The 23,341-nt window shown below is 65.7% G+C and carries 13 protein-coding genes and 2 rRNA genes; 11 read left to right on the forward strand and 4 right to left on the reverse strand.

Annotated features, from left to right (window positions below; genetic code table 11):
• The first annotated feature begins 165 nt into the window (after positions 1–165).
• The 3 genes from HEP75_RS02455 (at position 166) to HEP75_RS02470 (ending at position 5,222) form a co-directional block, all read left to right on the forward strand.
• Positions 166–3,045 (forward strand): 23S ribosomal RNA (locus HEP75_RS02455).
• Positions 3,046–3,221: 176 nt separating this feature from the next.
• Positions 3,222–3,336, forward strand: a 5S ribosomal RNA gene (rrf, locus tag HEP75_RS02460).
• A gap of 818 nt (positions 3,337–4,154) precedes the next feature.
• Positions 4,155–5,222 (forward strand): NAD(P)-dependent alcohol dehydrogenase, encoded by a 1,068-nt coding sequence (locus HEP75_RS02470; RefSeq protein WP_185815036.1) that lies wholly within the window; start codon positions 4,155–4,157, stop codon positions 5,220–5,222.
• Between the two features lie 371 nt (positions 5,223–5,593).
• Here HEP75_RS02470 and HEP75_RS02475 read toward each other — a convergent pair whose 3' ends face one another.
• Together HEP75_RS02475 and HEP75_RS02480 are read right to left on the reverse strand one after the other, a co-directional pair.
• Positions 5,594–7,324: a M28 family metallopeptidase gene (locus HEP75_RS02475; RefSeq protein ID WP_185825314.1), complete on the reverse strand. Its 1,731-nt coding sequence runs from the start codon at positions 7,322–7,324 to the stop codon at positions 5,594–5,596.
• Positions 7,325–7,408: 84 nt separating this feature from the next.
• On the reverse strand, positions 7,409–8,071 hold the full coding sequence (locus HEP75_RS02480) for a hypothetical protein (RefSeq protein ID WP_185821992.1): 663 nt from the start codon (positions 8,069–8,071) through the stop codon (positions 7,409–7,411).
• Between the two features lie 209 nt (positions 8,072–8,280).
• Here HEP75_RS02480 and HEP75_RS02485 point away from each other — a divergent pair, with 209 nt between their 5' ends.
• Together HEP75_RS02485 and HEP75_RS02490 are read left to right on the forward strand one after the other, a co-directional pair.
• Positions 8,281–9,486, forward strand: a complete 1,206-nt coding sequence (locus HEP75_RS02485) for a peptidoglycan DD-metalloendopeptidase family protein (protein WP_255423644.1) — start codon at positions 8,281–8,283, stop codon at positions 9,484–9,486.
• 105 nt (positions 9,487–9,591) lie between these two features.
• Positions 9,592–11,094 carry a S41 family peptidase gene (locus HEP75_RS02490; protein ID WP_185825315.1) on the forward strand — a complete coding sequence of 501 codons (1,503 nt, stop codon included), beginning with the start codon at positions 9,592–9,594 and terminating at the stop codon, positions 11,092–11,094.
• 180 nt (positions 11,095–11,274) lie between these two features.
• Here HEP75_RS02490 and HEP75_RS02495 read toward each other — a convergent pair whose 3' ends face one another.
• Together HEP75_RS02495 and HEP75_RS02500 are read right to left on the reverse strand one after the other, a co-directional pair.
• A complete protein-coding gene (locus tag HEP75_RS02495) occupies positions 11,275–11,595 on the reverse strand; it encodes a DUF1820 family protein (protein WP_142742976.1) in 321 nt (106 codons plus the stop codon).
• A gap of 40 nt (positions 11,596–11,635) precedes the next feature.
• The gene (locus tag HEP75_RS02500; protein WP_009605019.1) at positions 11,636–12,328 is read right to left on the reverse strand and encodes a rhomboid family intramembrane serine protease; all 693 of its coding nucleotides are present in this window, start codon (positions 12,326–12,328) and stop codon (positions 11,636–11,638) included.
• A gap of 232 nt (positions 12,329–12,560) precedes the next feature.
• On the opposite strand from HEP75_RS02500, the gene HEP75_RS02505 reads away from it, so the two are divergent.
• The 6 genes from HEP75_RS02505 to HEP75_RS02530 all read left to right on the forward strand — a co-directional run bounded on the left by HEP75_RS02505 (position 12,561) and on the right by HEP75_RS02530 (position 23,218).
• Positions 12,561–13,898, forward strand: coding sequence for an outer membrane protein transport protein (locus HEP75_RS02505; protein WP_185815040.1), 1,338 nt, complete (start codon positions 12,561–12,563; stop codon positions 13,896–13,898).
• 631 nt (positions 13,899–14,529) lie between these two features.
• On the forward strand, positions 14,530–17,511 hold the full coding sequence (locus HEP75_RS02510; protein ID WP_185825316.1) for a TonB-dependent receptor: 2,982 nt from the start codon (positions 14,530–14,532) through the stop codon (positions 17,509–17,511).
• A gap of 72 nt (positions 17,512–17,583) precedes the next feature.
• Complete coding sequence (locus HEP75_RS02515) at positions 17,584–19,455, forward strand: beta-galactosidase (protein ID WP_185825317.1); 1,872 nt, start codon at positions 17,584–17,586, stop codon at positions 19,453–19,455.
• A gap of 70 nt (positions 19,456–19,525) precedes the next feature.
• Entirely contained in the window at positions 19,526–20,902 is a 1,377-nt protein-coding gene (locus HEP75_RS02520; protein WP_185825318.1) for an APC family permease, read from the forward strand.
• Positions 20,899–21,825, forward strand: coding sequence for a sugar kinase (locus tag HEP75_RS02525; RefSeq protein ID WP_185826468.1), 927 nt, complete (start codon positions 20,899–20,901; stop codon positions 21,823–21,825). Before HEP75_RS02520 ends, HEP75_RS02525 begins: the two co-directional genes overlap by 4 nt.
• Positions 21,806–23,218: a 6-phospho-beta-glucosidase gene (locus tag HEP75_RS02530; RefSeq protein WP_185825319.1), complete on the forward strand. Its 1,413-nt coding sequence runs from the start codon at positions 21,806–21,808 to the stop codon at positions 23,216–23,218. The genes HEP75_RS02525 and HEP75_RS02530 overlap by 20 nt, the downstream gene beginning before the upstream one ends.
• Positions 23,219–23,341 lie beyond the last annotated feature (123 nt).

The raw sequence follows: 23,341 nt of genomic DNA on the forward strand, positions 1-23,341 counted from the left end.
CTTTTAAAATTTGTGACGTAGCGAGCGTTTGAGATCAAACTATCTTGACGTGTCGTTGTGGCTAAGGCGGGGACCTCGAGTCCCTAGAAATTGAGTCGTTATAGTTCGCGTCCGGGCTTTGTACCCCCGGACTCAGCATAGCTTGGAGGCAACTTCAGGTTATATGGTCAAGCGAATAAGCGCACACGGTGGATGCCTTGGCGGTCAGAGGCGATGAAGGACGTGGCAGCCTGCGAAAAGTGTCGGGGAGCTGGCAACAAGCTTTGATCCGGCAATGTCCGAATGGGGAAACCCACTGCTTCGGCAGTATCCTGCAGTGAATACATAGCTGCTGGAAGCGAACCCGGTGAACTGAAATATCTAAGTAACCGGAGGAAAAGAAATCAACCGAGATTCCCTAAGTAGTGACGAGCGAACGGGGACTAGCCCTTAAGCTGGTATGGTTCTAGAAAAACAACCTGGAAAGGTTGGCCATAGAAGGTGATAGCCCTGTATTTAAAAGGGCCATTCCAGTGAAGACGAGTAGGGCGGGGCACGTGAAACCCTGTCTGAATATGGGGGGACCATCCTCCAAGGCTAAATACTCCTGACCGACCGATAGTGAACCAGTACCGTGAGGGAAAGGCGAAAAGAACCCCGGAGAGGGGAGTGAAATAGATCCTGAAACCGTGTGCGTACAAGCAGTAGGAGCTCGCAAGAGTGACTGCGTACCTTTTGTATAATGGGTCAGCGACTTACTGTTCGTGGCAAGCTTAACCGTATAGGGGAGGCGAAGGGAAACCGAGTCTGATAAGGGCGCATAGTCGCGGGCAGTAGACCCGAAACCGGGTGATCTAGTCATGCCCAGGGTGAAGGTCAGGTAACACTGACTGGAGGCCCGAACCCACTCCCGTTGCAAAGGTAGGGGATGAGGTGTGATTAGGAGTGAAAAGCTAATCGAACCCGGAGATAGCTGGTTCTCCTCGAAAGCTATTTAGGTAGCGCCTCGGACGAATACTGCTGGGGGTAGAGCACTGTTATGGCTAGGGGGTCATCGCGACTTACCAAACCATTGCAAACTCCGAATACCAGTACGTACTATCCGGGAGACACACGGCGGGTGCTAACGTCCGTCGTGAAAAGGGAAACAACCCAGACCCACAGCTAAGGTCCCAAATTCACTGCTAAGTGGAAAACGATGTGGAAAGGCACAGACAGCCAGGAGGTTGGCTTAGAAGCAGCCACCCTTTAAAGAAAGCGTAATAGCTCACTGGTCGAGTCGGTCTGCGCGGAAGATTTAACGGGGCTAAGCAGTGAACCGAAGCTTGGGGTGCATCGCGATAAGCGATGCGCGGTAGAGGAGCGTTCCGTAAGCCGTTGAAGGTGGATTGAGAAGTCTGCTGGAGGTATCGGAAGTGCGAATGCTGACATGAGTAACGATAATGCGGGTGAAAAACCCGCACGCCGAAAGCCCAAGGTTTCCTTGCGCAACGTTAATCGGCGCAGGGTGAGTCGGCCCCTAAGGCGAGGGCGAAAGCCGTAGTCGATGGGAAGCAGGTTAATATTCCTGCACCTCGCGTAAGTGCGATGGAGGGACGGAGAAGGTTAGGTGTACCGGGCGTTGGTTGTCCCGGGGAAAGGCGGTAGGTTTGGATCTTTGGCAAATCCGGGATCCTTTAAGACCGAGCACCGAGACGAGTCTTTTAGACGAAGTCACTGATACCACGCTTCCAGGAAAAGCTCCTAAGCTTCAGCTTACGCAGACCGTACCGTAAACCGACACAGGTGGGTAGGATGAGAATTCTCAGGCGCTTGAGAGAACTCGGGTGAAGGAACTAGGCAACATGGCACCGTAACTTCGGGAGAAGGTGCACCCTTTTTGGTGGCTCATGCGAGCTATAGCTGAAGAGGGTCGCAGAAACCAGGCCGCTGCGACTGTTTATCAAAAACACAGCACTCTGCAAACACGAAAGTGGACGTATAGGGTGTGACGCCTGCCCGGTGCTGGAAGGTTAATTGATGGGGTCAGCCGCAAGGCGAAGCTCTTGATCGAAGCCCCAGTAAACGGCGGCCGTAACTATAACGGTCCTAAGGTAGCGAAATTCCTTGTCGGGTAAGTTCCGACCTGCACGAATGGCGTAACGACAGCGGCGCTGTCTCCACCCGAGACTCAGTGAAATTGAAATCGCTGTGAAGATGCAGCGTTCCCGTGGCAAGACGGAAAGACCCCGTGAACCTTTACTATAGCTTTACACTGAACGTTGAGTTCGTCTGTGTAGGATAGGTGGGAGGCTATGAAACTGTGGCGCTAGCTGCAGTGGAGCCATCCTTGAAATACCACCCTGTCGTGCTTGACGTTCTAACCTAGGTCCGTAATCCGGATCGGGGACCGTGTATGGTGGGTAGTTTGACTGGGGCGGTCTCCTCCTAAAGAGTAACGGAGGAGCACGAAGGTACGCTCAGCGCGGTCGGACATCGCGCACTGTGTGCAAAGGCATAAGCGTGCTTGACTGCAAGATCGACGGATCAAGCAGGTACGAAAGTAGGTCTTAGTGATCCGGTGGTTCTGTATGGAAGGGCCATCGCTCAACGGATAAAAGGTACTCCGGGGATAACAGGCTGATACCGCCCAAGAGTTCATATCGACGGCGGTGTTTGGCACCTCGATGTCGGCTCATCACATCCTGGGGCTGTAGTCGGTCCCAAGGGTATGGCTGTTCGCCATTTAAAGTGGTACGCGAGCTGGGTTCAGAACGTCGTGAGACAGTTCGGTCCCTATCTGCCATGGGCGTTGGAAGTTTGAGAGGGGCTGCTCCTAGTACGAGAGGACCGGAGTGGACGAACCTCTGGTGTTCCGGTTGTCACGCCAGTGGCATTGCCGGGTAGCTATGTTCGGAAGCGATAACCGCTGAAAGCATCTAAGCGGGAAGCGCGCCTCAAGATGAGACTTCCCGGGGCACAAGCCCCCTTAAGGAACCATGTAGACTACGTGGTTGATAGGTCAGGTGTGTAAGTGCAGCAATGCATTGAGCTAACTGATACTAATGATCCGTGCGGCTTGACCATATAACCTCAAGTTGCTTCCTCAAAAAGCAACCCTTAGCGCGACAACACGTCGATAGCTATCCAAATGCTCGCTACGTCACACCCTATGAGAGGCTGGCGCCCAATGCCGTCCTTCGACTCCGCACACATCCGTGCCTTGTTCGAATGACGCATCGCGGCGACACTCCAACCGTCTCCCTGGTGAAATTAGCGCTGTGGAACCACCCGATCCCATCCCGAACTCGGAAGTGAAACGCAGCTGCGCCGATGGTAGTGTGGCTCAAGCCATGCGAGAGTAGGTCATCGCCAGGGGCTTTACCCCAAATCCCCGTCCCACAAGGACGGGGATTTTTTATTGGGCGCAAAAAAAGCCGCAATACCTCAGTAAACCAATACCTCAGTCCCGCTCCGCGCTCACCACGCTCCCGTCCACAGGGTCCGCGTATACCTCCACCCGCTGGCCCGTCGCGCTGTGCGCCTGCGCTTGCCACAAACCGTCGTCGTACTTCACGTCGTGTACCTGCGTGTACCCCGCCGTCGTCAATGCCGCACGCACCTCTGCTTCGCTCAGCTTCGACGGCACTCCTTCCGCGTAAATACGACCCCCGCGTGCGCCGATCGCGCTGGCCGACCTGAGGCATCTGCAGCGCCATGTTCGGAATCGGATGCCGGAGACCTGTGCTTGCAGGGGCCGGACGCCAACTCGGCGCTACGCCGAATCTCCGTTTCCATTGTTTCGTGCTTCTTAATCGTGGCAGGCCGGTTTCAGCGGTGCTCTCGTTTCTGCGTTGCGTACGCTTCCAGCTCCAACGGCATGGATAAGTACGCATTACGCTTCCATCCTCGGCTTGGGGCTTCGGTCTTCCATTGCCGTTGTGTGCGCCAGATCGATATGGTCCTCGCGCTCGAAGCTTGCCCTTGAGACCGATCCGAGCGATCCGGCGACGGCGCCCCCGGTTCGCTAGCCTGCCCGCCACGATGGTTCGCTCCGTTCCATCAGCGATGCGCGCTTTTAATGCACCGCGGCTTAGACTTTTCGACTGCTGCGCCAGCCGGCTTTGACCTGCGCTGTCGGCTCCGACGACATCGGAGCGCCGCTATCCCTTCCCCCGTCACGAGAGAACTCTCCCATGAGCCAAGCCAATGGATACGCCGCACTGGCGTCCGATCAGCCGCTGACCCCTTACGCGTTCGAGCGCCGTGCGACCGGGCCGCAGGACGTCAGCATCGAGATCCTCTACTGCGGCGTTTGCCATTCCGACCTGCATACGGCACGCAACGAATGGCAGAACACCCAATACCCGTCCGTGCCAGGACACGAAATCGTCGGCCGCGTGACCGCGGTCGGCGACCAGGTCGAGGCCTTCAAGGTCGGCGACCTGGCCGGCGTCGGTTGCATGGTCGATAGCTGCCGGCATTGCGCGTCCTGCGCGGACGGCGAAGAGCAGTATTGCGAAAACGGCTTCGTCGGCACCTACAACGGTCCGATGTTCGGTGGCGAGAACACCTATGGCGGTTACTCCGACCATATCGTGGTCGACCAGAAGTACGTGCTGCAGATCCGCCATGCCGAAAAGGACCTGGCCGCGGTGGCGCCGCTGCTGTGCGCCGGTATCACCACCTATTCGCCGCTGAACCACTGGAAGGTGGGGCCGGGCAAGAAGGTCGGCATCGTCGGCCTGGGCGGTCTCGGCCATATGGGCGTGAAGATCGCGCACGCGATGGGAGCGCATGTGGTGCTGTTCACGACCTCGGCGAACAAGAAGGAGGATGCGCTGCGTCTGGGCGCCGACGAAGTGGTGGTGTCCAAGCTGCCGGAGGAGATGGCGGCGCACACCAACAGCTTCGACTTCATCCTCAATACCGTCGCTGCCTCGCATGACCTGGATGCCTTCCTGACCTTGCTCAAGCGCGACGGCACGATGACGCTGGTCGGCGCGCCCGCCGAGCCGCATCCGTCGCCGACGGTGTTCAACCTGATCATGAAGCGCCGGCAGTTGGCCGGCTCGCTGATCGGCGGCATCCGCGAGACCCAGGAAATGCTCGATTTCTGCGCGAAGCACGGCATCGTGTCGGACATCGAGACGATCGAGATGGCGCAGATCAACGAGGCCTACGAGCGCATGCTCAAGGGCGACGTGAAGTATCGTTTCGTCATCGACATGGCCAGCCTGGAGAACGCCAAGCAGGCCGCTTGATGCGGCGTGGCCGGCCGCGCGAGGATGCGGTCGGCCATGCGCGATCGATGGGCAATGTTCGACGATACGCCTGGGCACGCGAGTGCCCAGGCGTTTTTTTATGCGCGTCGTGTGTGATGACCTTGCGTTGGAGCGCCTTGCTTTTCCATGGTTACAAGGCAACGAAACGTGTAGGGCAACGCTGGGAGAGACCAAGGCCCCATCCGTTGCGACAGGCCACACCGGTAAATGCCTGTCGCGGCTGAAGCCGCTCCTACAGGGAAGCGGAGCGTCGGGCATCAGCGGCGATGGTCGAAGCCATGCGGAATGGGATGAAACGACAACGGCGCCGCAGCGCCGTTGTCGTGACATCGCAAGAACGCGTCAGCCGATCATTTGCCAGGCGTGGCCGGCGCCTGCTTGGCATTGCCCATCATGCTGTCGCGGGCGGCCTTGAACGGATTGTCCTGATACCAGTTGGGCCACGCGTCGCCCGCGGCCAATCCCTTGCCGACGCCGTAGACGGCCTGCAGGTCGTCCATCACCCCGTCGAGCTTCCAGGTCGCCGGATCGTACTGGTCGGCGGGCGTGTGGTAGCGGTGCTTGCCGTAGTCCTCGGCAGCGCGCTTGCCGGCATCGATGCCACCGTCGACCAGATCTTCGCCGCCATCGATGTACAGCGCCGGCACGCCGGCCTTGGCGAAGTTGAAGTGATCGGAGCGGAAGTAGAAGCCGCTCTGCGGCGAGGACTCGGCATGCAGCACGCGGCCCTGCGCGGCGGCGATCGGCTTGAGCAGGTCCTCCAGTTCGGAGCTGCCGAAACCGTTGACCACCAGATCCTTGGCGCGGCCGGCGACCGGCATCGCATCGAGGTTGATGACGCCGGCGATCTTGTTCAACGGGAAGGTCGGGTGGGCGACGTAGTACTTGGAACCGAGCAGGCCCGACTCCTCCAGCGTCACTGCGAGGAACACCACCGAGCGTTCCGGCTTCGGTTGCTGGTGCACGAACGCGTCGGCGATTTCGAGGATGCCAGCGACGCCGGTCGCGTTGTCGACCGCACCGTTGTAGATGTTGTCGCCGCTCTCGCCCTCGTGCTTGCCCAGGTGGTCCCAGTGCGCCATGTACAGCACCGCTTCATCGGCGCGGCTGCCGCCGGGCAGCACGCCGACCACGTTGCGCGATTTCTTTTCGGAAATCGTGCTCTTCAGGTCCACCGACAGCTTGGCCTTCAGCGGCACCGGCTTGAAGCCGCGCTTGCTCGCGTCCTTGTAGGCCTGGTCCAGATCCAGTCCGGCGTCGGCGAACAACTGCTTGGCGGCCTGCGCGGTGATCCAGCCCTGTGCCGGGATGCGCGGTTCCGGGTCGTCCTTGGCCGGCAGGTCGTACTGCGCGCCGGACCAGGAGTTCTTCACCACGTCCCAGCCGTAGCTGGCGCCGGGAGTGTCGTGCACGATCAGCGCGGCGGCCGCGCCCTTGCGCGCGGCTTCCTCGAACTTGTAGGTCCAGCGCCCGTAGTAGGTCATGCGCTTGCCTTCGAACAGCGCGCCGTCCTCGGTGTGGAAGCCGGGGTCGTTGACGAACATCACCACCGTCTTGCCCTTCCAATCCTGGTCGGCGTAGTCGTTCCACTTCTGCTCGGGCGCGTCCACGCCGTAGCCGACGAACACCATATCGCTGGCGTCGATCTTGACCTCGGTCTGGCCGGTGCGGGTGCCGATCACCATGTCGGTGCCGAACTTCAGTTCGCGCGGCTTGCCGTTCTGCTCGAGCTTCAGCGTGGTGTTCGGGTCGGCCGTGGTCTCGGTCATCGCCACGTCCTGGAACCAACTGTCGCCGTTGCCCGGCTGCAGGCCGATGCGCTGCATCTGGTCGCGGATATACGAAACCGTCTTCTCTTCGCCCGCCGTGCCGGGGCCGCGGCCTTCGAACGTGTCCGAGGACAGGGTCTTGACCAGTTCGCCGAAGTCGGCCGGCGTGATGTCGGGAGAAAAGGCGTGGCCCGCGGCGGCCACCGGAGCGGGCGCGGGCGGCGCGGCATCGGCGGCCGGGGCCGGCGTCTCGCGCTTGCACGCGGTCAGCGCGGCCGCGGCGGCCAGGCACAGCACAAGCTTGCGGGACATGGGGGCTCCTGGGGTGTGAGGAATCCCGATTCTATAGGCAAGTCCCGCGCGCGCGCCGCCGGCAGTGCGGGCGGCGCGGCCGGATCAATTCTCCGGCGCGGTGTCGCCGTCGAACGGCTGCGCGGTGGCGCCGCTGATCGGGCCGGTCTTCGCGCTGCGGTGCACGTACAGGGTCACGTCGCGCTCGAAATGCAGCGGTCCGTCGATCACCGCGCGCGGGCCGATGATGATGCGCGGCTTGCGCGTCGGCTTGAACGAGATGCTGAAGCTCGGCTTCTTGATCTCGATGCCGCCGCCGAGGTGCGAGTCGTGTCCGACGGTGATGTCGCCGTTGACCGTCTCGATGCCGCCTTCCAGTTGCGTGGCGACCAGGCCGATGCTGCCGTTGACGCTCTCCACGCTGCCGCCGATGCGGCCGCCGCGGTCGACGAAGATGCCGCCGTTGACCGTCTCGATGGACTTGGAAATCTGCACCTGCGAGCCCACGCGGATGCCGCCGTTGACTGTGGACAGGCCGCCGGTCTGCGCGTTGTCCGCGATCTTGAGGCCGCCGTTGACGGTTTCCACGTCGCCGACGCTGGCGCCGGATTCGACGGTGATGCCGCCGTTCACGGTTTCCAGGTCGCCGTACTGCTTGCCGGATTCGGCGGTGATGCTGCCGTTGACCTTGCTGATGCCTTCTGCGGCCAGGGCCGGGCCGGCGGCCAGGGCCAGCGCCAACAGGACCGATACATGCGTACGCTTCATCACCCACCTCCGGACGCCAGCCAGTCGCGGCACCTACTTGTGCGGCGATCACAACACGCTTCGCTACAATCCGCACCTGCCTGAAGTCATTGGACCAGCCCTTGCCCGCAACCGCCTCCGCTTCGTTGCGCCCCGCCTCGCCTACCGCGTCGGGGCGGCGCCTGCGCGCGCCCCGGCACGCGGCAACGAGGTGGCTGGCGGGGTCGGTATTGCTGCTGATCGCGACTCTGGCGCTGGCGCAGAACCCGCGCGAGGCCGAGCGCCGTCTGGAGAAGGTGCGCGGCGAGCTGAAGAGCGTGGCCGAGGAGCGGCGCGAACTGGAAGGCAAGCGCGGCGATGCCGCGCGCCAGCTGCGCGATGCCGACGAGAAGGTGGCCACCACCGGGCGCAGCCTGGCGCAGACCCAGCAGGCGCTGCAGCAGCACCAGCAGACCCTGGCCGAACTGGAGCGCAAGCGCGACACGCTGCGCAACGGCCTGGTGCGGCAGCGTGCCGAACTGGCGCAACTGCTGCGCGCGGCTTATGCGATCGGCGGCAATGCGCCATTGAAGCTGCTGTTGGCGCAGGACCGGGTGGCCGACGCCAACCGCTTGCTGGCCTATCACCGCTATCTGCAGCGCGAACGCGCGCAGCGCATCGCGTCGCTGACCCATGAGCTGCAGGCGCTGGAACAGGTGCAGCGCGAGGTCGCGGCAAAGCGGCAACAGCTCAGCGCGGCGCAGCGCCAGCAGCAGGAACAGGCGGCAGCGCTGCAGCGCGACCGCAAGCAGCGCGCCAGCCTGGTGTCCGAACTGGACGAGCGCTACCAGGACCGCAGCGAGCGCGAGAAGGCGCTGGGCCAGGACGCCAAGGCGCTGGAAACGTTGCTGGCCAATCTGCGTGCGGCGGCGGCGCGGGCCGAGGCCGAGCGGCGTGCCGCCGCCAAGCGCGCGGCGGCCGAGCAGGCCGCGCAGGCCAAGGCCGCGGCGAAGAATCCGTCGCGCGGCGGCAGCAAGGTGCCGCCCAAGGTGGTGGCCTCGGCGCCCGCGCTGAAGGTCGGCGGCCTGGGCTGGCCGTTGTCCGGCGATCTGATCGCGCGCTACGGCGGCAAGCTGCCCGACGGACGCACCAGCAACGGCGTGCTGATCGCCGCGCCGGCCGGCAGCACGATCACCGCCGTGGCCGACGGCACGGTGGTGTTCTCCGACTGGATGACCGGTTACGGCATGATCCTGATCGTGGACCACGGCAACGGCTACATGAGCCTGTACGCGCACAACGACACGCTGTTGCGCGATCCCGGCGCGCGGGTCAAGCGCGGCGATGCGGTGGCCAAGGTCGGCAATTCCGGCGGCCAGGGGCGCCCGGCGCTGTATTTCGAATTGCGCCGCAACGGCCAGCCGGTGGATCCGTCGTCGTGGCTGCAACGGCGCTGAAGGCCGCCGCGGCGGGGCATTCAACGCGAATTTAGCCTGGCTTCGCGCATAATCCGGACAGCTGCGCCGTGCACGGCGCAGGCCATCCCCTAATCGGAGTGCTTCATGCGCGTAGTTCTGTCCGCTGCCCTGTTGCTTGCTCTGGCGCCGCTGCCGTCGATGGCGCAGAGCGCCGGCGAACAGACGCCCTCGGCCCCCACCGCCAGCGCCGACGATCCGGATGCCACCGAATCGGCCACCTCGCGCGTGCCGTTGGACGAGATCCGCCGCTACGTGGCGGTGTACAACGCGGTGAAGGAAGCCTACGTCGATCCGGTCGACGACAAGAAACTCATGCAGTCGGCGATCCGCGGCCTGCTGCTCGACCTGGATCCGCACAGCACCTATTTCAGCAAGGAAGACGCCGAGGCCTTCGACGAACAGGCCACCGGCGCCTACGACGGCATCGGCGTGGAACTGCTGCAGCTGCCGGACAACACGCTGAAGGTGGTGTCGCCGATCGACGACACGCCGGCCGCGCGCGCCGGTGTGCGCTCGGGCGACATCATCGTCGCCATCGACGGCAAGCCGATCAGCGCGGTCAAGGCGATGGAGCCGTTGCGCGGCGAATCGGGCAGCAAGGTGGTGCTGACCATCGTCCGCGAGAAGCTGGACAAGCCGTTCGACGTGACCTTGACCCGGCAGACCATCCGCGTGGCCAGCGTGCGCAGCCGCATGCTCGAGCCGGGTTACGGCTACATCCGCATCAGCACCTTCCAGGCCGATACCGGCGCGGACTTCCACAAGCAGCTGCAGCAGTTGCAGGCGCAGTCCGGCGGCAAGCTGCGCGGCCTGGTGCTGGACCTGCGCAGCAATCCCGGCGGCCTGTTGACCTCGGCGGTGCAGGTGGCCGACGACCTGCTCGACAAGGGCACCATCGTGACCACGCGCGGGCGCATCTCGGTCAGCGATTCCAAGTTCGACGCCACGCCCGGCGACCTGCTCAACGGCGCGCCGATGGTCGCGCTGGTCGATGCCGGATCGGCCAGCGCCTCGGAAGTGCTGGCCGGTGCGCTGCGCGACAACAAGCGCGCGCGCATCGTCGGCAGCCGCACCTTCGGCAAGGGCTCGGTGCAGACCGTGCTGCCGCTGGACAACGGCGATTCGGTCAAGCTGACCACAGCGCGCTACTACACGCCCAGCGGCAAGTCGATCCAGGCCAGCGGCATCGTGCCGGAGGTGGTGCTGCGTCCGGAAGAGAGCAAGCAGGACGCGGACAAGCCGGCGGTGCTGGCCGACTACAGCGAAGCGACGCTGCCCGGCCACCTGCACGGCGACGACGAAGGCGCCGAGGGCTATAGCGCCGGCGACGTGCTGCCCGGCGACGCGCCGATCGCACAGGCGCTGGCCGAACTGAAGCAGCCCGGCGCGGTGGCCAGGGCCGCTGCGGCCAAGCAGGCCAAGGCGAAGCCGAAGGCGGCTGCGCCGACTGCGGCGAAGCCGGCGACGCTCGCGCCCAAGAGCGTGGCACCGAAGACCGAAGCGCCGAAGGCCGACATGCCGGCCGCAGAGACGCCGAAGGCCGATCCGCCCAAGACCGACACGCCGACGCCGCCTTCGGGCGACTGACGCGGCGGCGGCGGTCGCACCACGCCGCGCAGTTCGATCCGGACGCTATCCACTGTAGGAGCGGCTTCAGCCGCGACCGGGCGTTACCGGTAACGTCCGGTCGCGGCTGAAGCCGCTCCTACAAAATCACTGGGCGCCGATAGCGGCGCGGCGCTGACCGGCACTCTCACCCGTATGCGCTCAGCGCGGTTTGCCCGGCATCGGGAACGGGGTGATCACCTTTTCGCCGGTGGCCGCGTCGCGGATCGCGGACTGGCCCTTCTTTTCTACTTCCTCGATACGCACGATGCTCTGCATCGGCAGGTGCAGCATCTTGGTGTCGCCGAACTCCTCGCGCAGGCGTTCTTCGGTGGGATCGACCACCAGGCCGTCGTGCAGGTCGAACACCAGCCCGCCGATCTCGCTGAAGCCCCACAGGTGACTGCTGCCCACGTGCTGCGCGTACAGCTCGTACACCTTGCCGTGGTTGAGGAACGTCACTTTGTACAGGGACTTGGCCATGCGCGAAGTATAGAGCGCGCCCGCGCCGCGGCGTGGCGGGTCAAAAGCCCTTGCGCTTGCGCAGGCGCCGCGCGATCGCCGCGCGCACGTACAGCCCGTACCCCATGCCCAGGGTGAAGCCGGTCAGGTGCGCGGACCAGGCGACCATGCCGAAGGCCGGGCCGATATAGGCGAACACCACCTGCAGCGCCGCCCAGGTGCCGATCAGCAGCGAGGCCGGCGCGCGCACGAATTCCAGGAACAGCCCCAGCGGCAGCACCACGCCGAGCTTGGCGCGCGGGAACAGCGCCAGGTAGGTGCCGATCAGCGCCGAAACCGCGCCGCTGGCGCCGATGATGACCCGGTCCGGGGTACCGATCGCGAACACCGCGGCCAGGTTGGAGAGGGCGCCGCCGCCCAGGAACAGCAGCAGGAAGCGCCACGGCCCGAGCACGCGCTCGGCGGGCAGGCCGAAGATCAGCAGGAACACCAGGTTGCCGAGCAGGTGCGACCAGTCCGCATGCAGGAACAGGGCGGTGAACAGCCGCAGCACGCTGCCGTCCTGCACCGTCGCCAGCCAGTCGCGCGGGCTGGCGACGCCGGCCGACAGCGCGCCCCAGTCCAGCCACAGCGTGGCGCGGGCCTGGTTGGGGCGGCTGATCGACCACAGGAACGCCAGCCACATCGCCGCGAACAGCAGCGGCGTGGCCCAGCGCAGCGTGGTCCGGTCGCGGGAGGGAATGGAGACGAACATGCCAGTACCGGGGAACGTGGCCCGTAACGATACCGGCTCCCTCCGGCTGAACGCACGCCTACTCTGGGCAAAACTGAACGGGCGGTATTGTTATTGTTCGGTTAACGCAGCGGGGTATACTGCATACGGCGTCGTATGTCGGGAGGGGACTCCGGCGCGCATTTCCGGCTTGCTCAGCTGGGATGCGCAGACGCGAACACAGACATTTTCGTCTTCCGGAGAGTAACAAGCCATGCAAAACGCAACCCAGTTCGTCCGCTTCACCGCCCTGGCCGTCGGCATCGTCGGCGCCCTGACCATCGGTCAGGCGCACGGCGCCGCATTCCAGCTCAAGGAAAACAGCGCCAAGGGCCTGGGCCGCGCCTTCGCCGGCTCCGGCAGCGCCCCCGGCGACGCCTCGATCATCGCCAACAACCCGGCCGGCATGCGCCAGCTCGACGGCAAGGTGTTCCAGGCCGACGTCAGCGCGATCCAGTTCGCGGCCAAGTACGACGGCACCGGCACCTACGCCACCGGCTCGGCGATCTCCGGCGGCAACGGCGGCGATGCCGGCACGATCGCGCCGGTCCCGGCGGTGTACTTCCACCTGCCGTTCGGCGAAAACAACAACATGCACTTCGGCACCTCGCTGACCGTGCCGTACGGCTTCAAGACCGAATACGACCGCGACTGGGTCGGCCGCTACAACGGCGTCAAGACCGAGCTGCAGGCGATCGACCTCAACCTCGCCTTCTCCTACGACGTGAACCCGTACGTGTCGTTCGGCGCGTCGGTGTTCGCCGAGCGCCTGGACATCGACCTGTCCAACGCGATCGATCTGGGCAGCGTGCTGGCCGCGCGCCGCGTGCCGGGCTTCGCGCCGGGCAGCGCCGATGGCTACTCGCGCATCAAGGGCGACAGCACCGATTTCGGCTACACCCTGGGCGGCCTGTTCAGCATCGACGAGAACACCCACATCGGTTTCAGCTACCGGTCGAAGGTCGAGCACAAGATCACCGACGGCACCGCCGACTTCACCACCCCGGCCAACGCCGCCACCGTGCTGGCCGTCGCCGCGCCGGGCACCTTCGTCGACACCAAGGGCCGCGCCACGGTCACGCTGCCGGCCAGCGCGACCGCCAGCTTCACCCACAACATCAACGAGCAGTGGACGGTGATGGCCGACGTCAGCCGCACCGCCTGGAGCAAGTTCGACCAGGTGACGGTGGACTTCGCGAACAACCAGCCGAACAGCGTGCTGAACTTCGCCTACAACGACACCACCTTCGTCTCGATCGGTGCCGACTACCGCATGAGCGACACGCTGACCCTGCGTGGCGGCCTGGCCTACGACGAAACCCCGACCAGCAACGAGCACCGCGACGTGCGCGTGCCCGACGCGAGCCGCAAGTGGGTCTCGCTGGGTCTGAGCTGGCGTCCGTCCGAGCAGGCCGAGTACAGCTTCGGCTATACCCACCTGTTCACCAGCGATCCGAGCATCAACTCGACCACCGCGACCGGCAACACGCTCATCGGCAGCTACGACGTGAGCGGCAACGTGCTGGCGGCGTCGGTCAACTACAAGTTCTGATCGATCGCTTGCGCGACAGTGTCGCGGCGCAAGCCGCGCGCAAGGAGAGCCCCGCTTCGGCGGGGCTTTTTTATGCGCGTTTCCCTGCTGCGAATGCGGCTTCGCGCATACCGCCGCGAATGCTTGACAGCCATCCCACCCGGGCGTAGAAGGTTTGTGAAGCCGATGGGGATGTGACATCGGCACGCGGCCACGGCAGTCATGCCGTCGCCATCCGGCCTGCGGTCGACGAATGGGAGAGGTTGGCAATGCACCACCGCGAATCGACCCCTTCGTCCTGCGCTGCAACGCCGCGCTTTTCCTGTACTGCGCCTTCGGCACTGGCTGCCGTGCGCGTTTCCCAAGGCGTGCCGGCATGACCGTTCGCCACAAGCTGAGTGCCCTGCGCTCACGCGACAAGTGCGTCGCCGGCTACTCGCCGCCTCGACGCTAATCGTGCATCGCGGTCTGATCTGACCGACGCACTCGCGTTTGTTTCCCGTGTCCCGTTGCCCGTGCGCGCCCGTTTCTGCGCGCAGCGTTGCAGCGTGCGCGCCATGCATTCGCCGTGCGTCCGGTCGGTACCAACGACATCCGGGTCGCCGACATGCGTCGCGCCCGGTGCATGGCACTTTTGGCGAGGGGAAGCATCATGTGCAGTGGCAAGCGTTCGAACGGCAAGATCCTGGTTGAGGCGATTCTGGCGGTGCTGGGAGCGAGCGCCGCATTGACGGCGGTGGCGGGAACGGTGACCGGCCAGGTCAGCGTGCAAGGCAGCGGCAAACCTGCCGCGAACGCGCGGGTCGGCATCGCCGGGACCGCGTATGGCGCGGTGACCGATGCCAATGGACATTTCGTCATCGCCGACGTGCCAGCAGGGCAGTACGCGCTGGAGTCGAGCTACCCAGGTTTCAGCGCGGCGCAGACCAGTTTCGAAGTGAGCGACACCGGGACCACCGCGCTCAGCGTCGCGCTGGACGAGGTCAAGCAGCTGAAGAACATCACCGTCGTCGCCAATCGCTACGACGCCAGCAACCTGAAGATGAATGCCGTGAACACGGTGGACGTGCTGTCCGCCAACGACCTGCAGCACACCGCGGTGCACAACGTCGCCGAGGCGTTGGGGCTGATCTCGGGCATCAATATCACCACCACCGGTTCGGGCTATTTCGGCGGCGTGGATGGCGCGGCGCGCGGCGAGGGCATGTTCGCCTCGGTGCGCGGCCTGCCGTCGGAGTACAACGTCAACCTGATCGACGGCGTCACCGTCGCGCAAGGCATGCCGTACAGCCGCAGCGTGCAGCTCAGCCTGCTGCCGCCGTCGGGGCTGCAGACCATCGTGGTCAACAAGACCTCCACCGCCGACATGGACGGCGACGCGATCGGCGGCACCATCGACTTCCGCACGCCGACCGCGTTCGACTACAAGCAGGCCACCAGCGGCAGCGTGACCGGCAGCGGTCGCCTGGAGAGCCGCGCGCGCGACTACGGCGGCGACGGCCTGGGCGGCGGCCTGGCCGGCGAGTTCCAGCACAAGTTCGGCGACGAACAGCAGTTCGGTTTCTACGCCAGCGCCTACTACGACTACCGCACCTCGACCAACAGCGAGGTGGCAGCGGCGACTAGCGCGCTCAACGACCATTCGTGGGCGTTCCTGCATGCCGATGCCGACGGCGGCAACGCCGCCGGCTACGATCCGCAGCACAACCTGACCAGCACCGGCATGAATGTCGGCGTGGTCGCCGGCTGGGAACGCCGCTATGGCGGCAACGCCTCGTTCGACTGGCAGGTCGACGACAGCCTGTCGCTGTATGCGCGCGCTACCTATGCCTACGCCAAGACCGACCAGGGCACCACCTTCGTGCAGTTGCTGCCGCAGGACGTGACCTATGTGCCGACCGCGACCGCAGGCGTGTATGCGCCCAACATCGGCCGCATCGCCTCGCGCTTCTGGTACGAGACCAACCCGGAGATCGCCGACCTGGCGACGTTCCAGATCGGCGCGCGCAAGACCTCCGGCGGCTGGACCTTCATGCCGAACCTGTTCTACAGCTTCGGCGACAACGACCGTCCCAACCACGTCGAGATCGACGGCCGCGAGGACAAGTTCTCGCAGGCCAACTACGCCTACTCCGGCAGCAGCCTGGTCAGCTACGGCAGCGGCGCCTTCCCGTATCCGCAACTGACCCCGGCGTTGCTGGCGCAGGTCAACAATATCCCGTCGCTGTACGCCAGCAGCTACGGCGAACTGACCAAGATCTATTCCGGGCAGAAGAAGGGCGGCGCCAAGTTCGACGTGCGCTACGATTTCGAGGACGGCGCGCTGTCGGCGCTGCAGTTCGGAGTGAAGTACAGCAAGAGCTCGCGCAATTTCAGCAACCGCGACTGGTGGACCGGCGGCGTCGACGACACCAGCACGCTCGGCGATCTGGGCATCTTCAACGGCAACTACAGCGCGATCTTCCCCGGCAAGTATCCCTGGGTCACGCCCAAGGTCAGCGAGACCGCGGTCAGCAACGTCATCTACAGCCATCTGCGCGACGACGACCTGGACAGCTGCGGCAAGGCGTATTACGTCAACAACTGGAACTGCAACACGATGCGCGGCACCGAGGCGGTCGCCGCGGCCTATGCGATGGCGACCTTCTCGCTCGGCAACCTGGAAATCGTGCCGGGCGTGCGCTTCGAGCACAGCAGCATCCACAACACGTTCTGGGTGACGCCGTCCGACGCCGACGGCAACGAAACAGTCGGTTATTTCGACAGCAACCACACGTCCTACGACGAACCGTTGCCGAGCGTGTTCCTGACCTATCGCCCCGATGCCCGCACCGCCTACCGCGCCTCGCTGTGGACCAGCTATACCCGGCCCGCGTTCGTGCAGTTGGGCGGCGGATCCAACATCAGCATCTCCAACAGTGTCCCCGCCGTCACCACCATCACCCAGGGCAACCCGGACCTGAAGCCGATCGAATCCACCAACCTGGATCTGTCCGGCGAATGGTCGACCGAACATGGCGGATTCTTCTCGGTGGCCGGCTTCTACAAGCGCCTGCGCAACTACATCTACGACGCCGGCTCCGGCCAGGCCAATCCTGGTTCCAGCGGCAGCGGCACGGTGTTCTATTCGATGCCGACCAACGGCGGCGACGGCCGCGTCTACGGCCTGGAGGTCAGCGCGCGCCAACGCTTCCAGGACCTGCCCGAACCGCTGAACGGCTTGGGCGTGAGCTTCAACGCGACCCGCCAGCATGCGCGCGCCGACCTGGGCATGGACGGCTTCGAGAACGAGCACATGCAGTCGGCGCCCAATGCCATGGCCAACGTCGAGCTGTTCTACGAACGCGAGCGTTTCTCGGTGAACCTGAGCTACCACTTCAGCAGCTCGTACCTGCTCGGTTACGACTATCTGCACCAGGGCGCGACCTGGGACGACCTGTGGGCGCGCCCGACCCGGCGCGTGGACCTGCATGCCGGCTACCACTTCGACAACGGCCTGAGCCTGGATCTGTCGATCTCCAACCTGACCAAGGAGTACAGCTACTGGGCGCACGTAGGCCGCAGCGATCTGGCGGTCTCGGACATCGTCGATGCCGGCATGACCACGTTGCTGACCGCCAAGTACGCGTTCTAGCCCGCTCTCCGCAGGATCGGGGCGGTGCGCGTTTGCACCGCCCCCTTGCGCGCGCCGCCTTCGGAGACCTCGATGAAACGTCGCAATTTTTGCCTGCTCAGCGTGCTCGCGCCGCTCGGAATGGCGGCCGCGCCAGCACGTGCGATCGCCACGACTGCCGCGCCCGAGCCGGATGGGCGTCCGCACACGTTCGGTTTTGCGCAAGGGCAGTTCGTGCTCGACGGCCAGCCGTGGCAGATCCGCAGCGGCGAGATGCATCCGCTGCGCATTCCGCGCGAGTACTGGCTGCACAGGATCCGCATGGCCAAGGCGATGGGACTGAACACCATTGCCCTGTACCTGATGTGGAATGCATTGGAAGCCGAACCCGGCGTGTTCGACCTGGACAGCGATCGCCGCGATTTCGCCGCCTTCATCCGCCTGTGTGCGCAGGAAGGCATGTGGGTCTATCTGCGGCCCGGCCCCTACGTCTGCGCCGAGTGGACGCTCGGCGGCCTGCCCGCCTATCTGTTGCGCGAGCCGGGCATGCGCCTGCGCGATGCCGGCGATGCGCGCTACATGGCGGCGGTGCGGCGCTACATCGCCGCGGTGGCGCCGCGGATCGCGCCGCTGATGGCGGCGGCCGGCGGGCCGGTGCTGATGCTGCAGATCGAGAACGAGTATTCGATGTTCGGCGACGACGTCGGTTACCTGCAGGCGCTGCGTGCGCTGTGGCAGGAACACGGCATCGACGGGCCGTTCGCGGTCGCCGACGGCATGAAGGACTTGCGCCGGCGCAAGGCGTACCTGCCCGGCGCGGCGCTGGGCCTGGACGGTGCCGACCTGGCCGACCTGCAGCACGGTCGCGCCTTCGCCGGCGATGCGCCGGTGTGGGTGGCCGAGGGCTATCCGGGCTGGCTGACGCACTGGGGCGAGGCCGACTTCGCGCGCCGCGACTACCTGCCGACGCTGCGCCGGCTGCTGGCGCACGGCCATTCGTTCAACCTGTACGTGGTGCATGGCGGCAGCAACTTCGGCCTGAGCGCCGGCGCCAATGCCGACGACGACGGCTCCAACTTCCAGCCGGCGTTGACCAGTTACGACTACGGCGCGCCGATCGACGAGCGCGGCGCGGCGACGCCGGCGTATTTCGCGATGCGCGCCGCGATCGCCGCGTCTGTGCCGCAGCGCTTGCCGCAGCCGCCGGCGCCGCCGCCACGCACGACCTTCGCGTCGACCCTGGCGCTTCCCTACGCGTCCCTGTGGGACAACCTGCCCGCGGCGCCGGTCGCGACCGTGGCGCCGGCCGGCAACGAGATCCTGTTTGGCCAGGACCAGGGACTGGTGCTGTATCGCCGCCGCATCGGCGCCGGCGCGCAGTTGCGCGTGGACGGCGTGCACGACTACGCGGTGGTGCAGGTGGATGGCGAGGAAGTGGGGCACGTGTCGCGGGTGCGCCACCACGCATTGCACTCTTCGCCGCAGCTGGCGCTGCCACGGGCGCAGCAGGCGCAGCGCACGCTGGAGATCCTGGTCGACAGCTTCGGCCACGTGAACTTCGGTCCGGCGCTGGGCGATGCCAAGGGGCTGGTCGGCGAGGTGCAGTTGCAAGGCGCGCCGCTGCAGGACTGGCAGGCGTATCCGATCGCGCTGGACGACGCCTGGATCCGGACGCTGCAGCCGCTGCGCGCGGCGTCGTCGCGGCCGGGGCTGTTCTTCCGTGCGGAGATCGCGGTCGAGTCGCCCGGCGATGTTTACCTGGACATGCGCGAGTGGGACAAGGGTTATCTGTGGGTCAACGGCCAGTTGCTCGGCCGCTACTGGCGCATCGGGCCGCAGCAAGGCCTGTACTGCCCGGGACCGTGGCTGCGGCCAGGCCATAACGAGGTGCTGGTGCTCGATCTGCACCGCACCCGCGCCGCCGCGATCCATTGCGCGAACGCGTTGCAAGGAGCGCGTGCATGAGCCTGCGCCGCGCATACACCGACAGTCTCCATCCCACCCATTGCGTCGCGCCGGCGACAAGGGAGTCCGCATGCTGCTGACCACGCCCGATGCCTCTGCGCGCCACGATGCCGAGCACGCGCCGCCGCGCGCGATCGGATTCTGGGGTGGGCTGTCCGCGAACCTGCTGAACATGGTCGGCATCGGCCCGTTCATCACCATCCCGCTGGCGTTGTCGGCGTTGGCCGGACCGATGGTGCTGCTGGGCTGGGTGGCCGGCGCGCTGCTGTGTCTGTGCGACGGCCTGGTCTGGGCCGAACTGGGCTCGGCGATTCCCAAATCCGGCGGGCCGTACCACTACCTGCGCGAGGCCTATGGCCGCGACGGCTTGGGCAGCCTGTTCGGTTTTCTGTACCTGTGGCAGACGCTGCTGACTGCGCCGTTGTCGATCGGCGCGGCGGCGGTCGGCTTCACCCAATACCTGGCGTTTCTGGCGCCGGGCCTGGCGCCATGGCAGCTGACCGCGATCGCCGCGGCGCTGTGCCTGTTCAACACCGCCCTGCTGTATCGCGAAGTGCGCTCGGTGCAGGTGCTGTCGCTGCTGGTCACCGCCGCGGTGGTGGCGGCGGTGGTGTGGATCGTGGCCAGCGGCCTGCTGCATTTCGACATGGCGATCGCGCAGCGTTTCCTGCACGCCGGTGCGGTCTCGCCGCACGGTTTCTGGCTCGGCTTCGGCGCGGTGGCGCTGATCGCGGTGTACGACTATGGCGGCTACAACAACGTGTGCATGCTCGGCGGCGAGATCCGCCAGCCGCGCCGCAACATCCCGCTGGCGGTGCTGTGTTCGATCCCGATCGTGGCGGCGCTGTACCTGGGCTTGAACGTGGCGATCCTCGGCGTGCTGCCGTGGCAGCAGGCGGCGCAGTCCAAGGCGGTGGTGGCCGACTTCATGCAGGCGATCTACGGGCATGTCGGCAGCACCATCGCGGTCGCGCTGATCATGCTGGCCAGCTGGGGCTCAGCGCTGGTGGTATTGCTGGGCTACTCGCGGGTGCCATACGCGGCGGCGGCCGAGGGGCAGTTCTTCCGGGTGTTCGCGCGGCTGCATCCGCGCGGCCGTTTCCCGACCGTGTCGCTGCTGTTCGTCGGCGCGACCTCGGCGCTGGCCTGCCTGCTGTCGCTGGACGATTTGATCGCCACGCTGATGGTCATCCAGATCATGTTCCAGTTCATGGCGCAGTGCCTGGCGGTGGTGTTGCTGCGGCGGCAAGCGCAGCGTCCGCGCGATGCGTTCTCGATGCCGTTGTATCCGTGGCCGCTATGGGTGAGCGTGGCCGGCTGGCTGTACATCCTGGCCACCAGCCAGGGCCGCCACCTGCTCGCGGCGGTGGTGGCGCTTGGGGTGGGCACGGCGTTGTTCTTGATGCAAGCCAGGAGGCAGGGCACATGGCCTTGGACAGCGCGATGAGCGCGTGCGACGTCGCGGTGGTCGGCGAGATCTATGCCGATCACATCCTCAGCGGTTTCCAGCGCTGGCCGCAGCCGGGCGAGGAAGCCCTGGCCAGCGCCTATCTGCGCGAGCTCGGCGGCGGTACCGTCAACACCGCCTGCGGGCTGGCGCGGTTGGGGCGCAGCACGCGGCTGATCGGCCTGATCGGCGAGAGCGACCGGCCCTGGTTCGCGCAGCGCCTGGGCCAGTTCCAGGTGCGCAGCGACGGCTTGCGCAGCGACCCGGCCGGCACCGGGATCACGGTCAGCGTGTCGATGCCCGACGACCGTGCGTTCTTCACCTACCTGGGCGCCAACGCGCAGCTCGATGCGCTGCTCGCACGCGCCGAGGTGCTGGACGAACTGTGCGCGGCGCGCCACGTGCATTTCGCGATGCCGCTGTCGCGCGCGCTGGCGCAGACGCTGCTGCCGGCGCTGGCCGCGGCCGGCTGCACGACCTCGCTGGACGTGGGCTTCAGCCCGGACTGGCTGGCCGCGCCGCACAACCTCGCCACCTGCCGCGAGGTGGACTATTTCCTGCCCAACCAGAAAGAGGCCGCGCTGCTCGGCTGCGGCGACGGCGCCGAGGCGTGCCGCCAGTGGGCGCAGACGCTGGGCTTGCGCCATGCGGCGATCAAGCTCGGCGGCGCTGGCGCGATGGCGGTCGATGGGGCCGGCGCGCGCCGCGTGGCCGCGCCCGCGGTGCAGGTGCGCGACACAACCGGCGCCGGCGACGCTTTCGATGCGGGCTTCATCGATGCGCTGCTCGACGGCGCAGGACTCGACGACTGCCTGCGCCGCGCCTGCTTCTGCGGCGCGTCCTGCTGCGCCGCGCTCGGCGCGCTGGACGGCCTCCCCGATTTCGACCAACTGAGGAACTTCAATGACAGCAACGAATCGTAAGATCGCCTTGATCGGCGGCGGCGGGGTGCGCTCGCCACTGGTCGTGTATGGGGTCAACGAGGCGGCCGCGGCACTGGGCGTGGAGGAGATGGTGCTGTACGACCCGGATCCGGAGCGCGTGCAGCTGATGGTGGCGATGGGCCGCGCGGTGGTGACCGAGTTCGGCGGCGACTTGCGCCTGCGCGCCGCCGATTCGCTGGAGGATGCGATCGAAGGCGCGGACTTCGTGCTCAACAGCATCCGCATCGGCGGCATCGCGCAGCGCGCCGCCGACGAGCGGGTGAGCATCGATCAGGGCTATCCGGGGCAGGAGACCACCGGCCCGGCCGGCGTGGCCATGGCCTTGCGCACGGTGCCGGTGTCGATCGCGCAGGCGCGGTTGGTGGAACAGCTGAGCCCGGATGCGTGGCTGGTCAACTTCACCAATCCGGCGGGGCTGATCACCCAGGCGGTGACCACGCATACCCGCGCCAAGATCGTCGGCATCTGCGATACCCCGACCGAACTGTTCCACAACATCGCGCATGCGCTGGGCGCGCACCACGCCGCGGTGGAATGCGATTACGTCGGCCTCAACCATCTGGGTTGGGTACGCGGCGTGCGCCTGCACGGCGAGGAAGTCATCGACCGGCTGCTGCAGGACGACGCACTGCTGCGCCAGTTGTACCTGGCGCCGCTGTTCGACTTCGACATGATCCGCGAGTTGCGGCTGATCCCGACCGAGTACCTGTTCTTCTACTACGAGCGGCGCCGCGCGCTGGCCAACCAGCGCACCCAGGGCGGTAGCCGCGGTGCCGAGATCGAGACCTTGAACCACGCCTTGATCGCCACGCTCGGAAGCCGCCTGCAGGCCGGCGACGGCCACGGTGCGGTGCAGACGTATGCGGCGTATCTGAACCAGCGTTCGGGTTCGTACATGAAGCTGGAGGCCGAAGGCGGTTCGGCGTTCGATGCCGGGGTCAGCCTGCAGGCCGATCCGTTCCGGGTCAGCACCGGCTATCACCGCATCGCCATCGACGTGATGAGCGCGCTGACCGGCGCGGTGCCGGCCAAAATCGTGGTCAACGTGCGCAACCAGGGCGCGATCGCCGATCTGCCCGACGACGACATCGTGGAGATTTCCTCGCACATCGACCGCGATCGCATCGTGCCGTGCCCGACCGCGCCGCTGCCGGATGCGGTGCATGGCCTGATCCGTGCAGTGAAGGCCTATGAGCGCGCGGCGATCGAGGCGGTGCTGTCGGGCAGCCGCCTGACCGCGCGCAAGGCGATGCTGATCCATCCGGCGATCGGCGAATGGACGCCGTCGCACGATCTGTTGGAAAGCCTGTTCGGCCATCTCAGCGACGACGGCCAGTGCCTGTGCCAGGGGCCGATGCATTGGCATGGTTGATCGACACGCATGCGCGGCGACGGAGATGGATCCGCCGCCGCGTGTGCCGAGTTTCTGTGTGTGTTTTCTGTAGGAGCGGCTTCAGCCGCGACATGGCCTCACCGGAGAGTGCCTGTCGCGGCT

The organism is Xanthomonas sp. SI (assembly GCF_014236855.1).
GTDB lineage: Bacteria > Pseudomonadota > Gammaproteobacteria > Xanthomonadales > Xanthomonadaceae > Xanthomonas_A.

Bases quoted from the DNA above. Each gene is read 5' to 3' on its own strand.
- HEP75_RS02470 (WP_185815036.1), top strand. From the start codon at position 4,155: ATGAGCCAAGCCAATGGATACGCCGCACTGGCGTCCGATCAGCCGCTG.
- HEP75_RS02475 (WP_185825314.1), bottom strand. From the start codon at position 7,324: ATGTCCCGCAAGCTTGTGCTGTGCCTGGCCGCCGCGGCCGCGCTGACC.
- HEP75_RS02480 (WP_185821992.1), bottom strand. From the start codon at position 8,071: ATGAAGCGTACGCATGTATCGGTCCTGTTGGCGCTGGCCCTGGCCGCC.
- HEP75_RS02490 (WP_185825315.1), top strand. From the start codon at position 9,592: ATGCGCGTAGTTCTGTCCGCTGCCCTGTTGCTTGCTCTGGCGCCGCTG.
- HEP75_RS02495 (WP_142742976.1), bottom strand. From the start codon at position 11,595: ATGGCCAAGTCCCTGTACAAAGTGACGTTCCTCAACCACGGCAAGGTG.
- HEP75_RS02500 (WP_009605019.1), bottom strand. From the start codon at position 12,328: ATGTTCGTCTCCATTCCCTCCCGCGACCGGACCACGCTGCGCTGGGCC.
- HEP75_RS02505 (WP_185815040.1), top strand. From the start codon at position 12,561: ATGCAAAACGCAACCCAGTTCGTCCGCTTCACCGCCCTGGCCGTCGGC.
- HEP75_RS02510 (WP_185825316.1), top strand. From the start codon at position 14,530: ATGTGCAGTGGCAAGCGTTCGAACGGCAAGATCCTGGTTGAGGCGATT.
- HEP75_RS02515 (WP_185825317.1), top strand. From the start codon at position 17,584: ATGAAACGTCGCAATTTTTGCCTGCTCAGCGTGCTCGCGCCGCTCGGA.
- HEP75_RS02520 (WP_185825318.1), top strand. From the start codon at position 19,526: ATGCTGCTGACCACGCCCGATGCCTCTGCGCGCCACGATGCCGAGCAC.
- HEP75_RS02525 (WP_185826468.1), top strand. From the start codon at position 20,899: ATGAGCGCGTGCGACGTCGCGGTGGTCGGCGAGATCTATGCCGATCAC.
- HEP75_RS02530 (WP_185825319.1), top strand. From the start codon at position 21,806: ATGACAGCAACGAATCGTAAGATCGCCTTGATCGGCGGCGGCGGGGTG.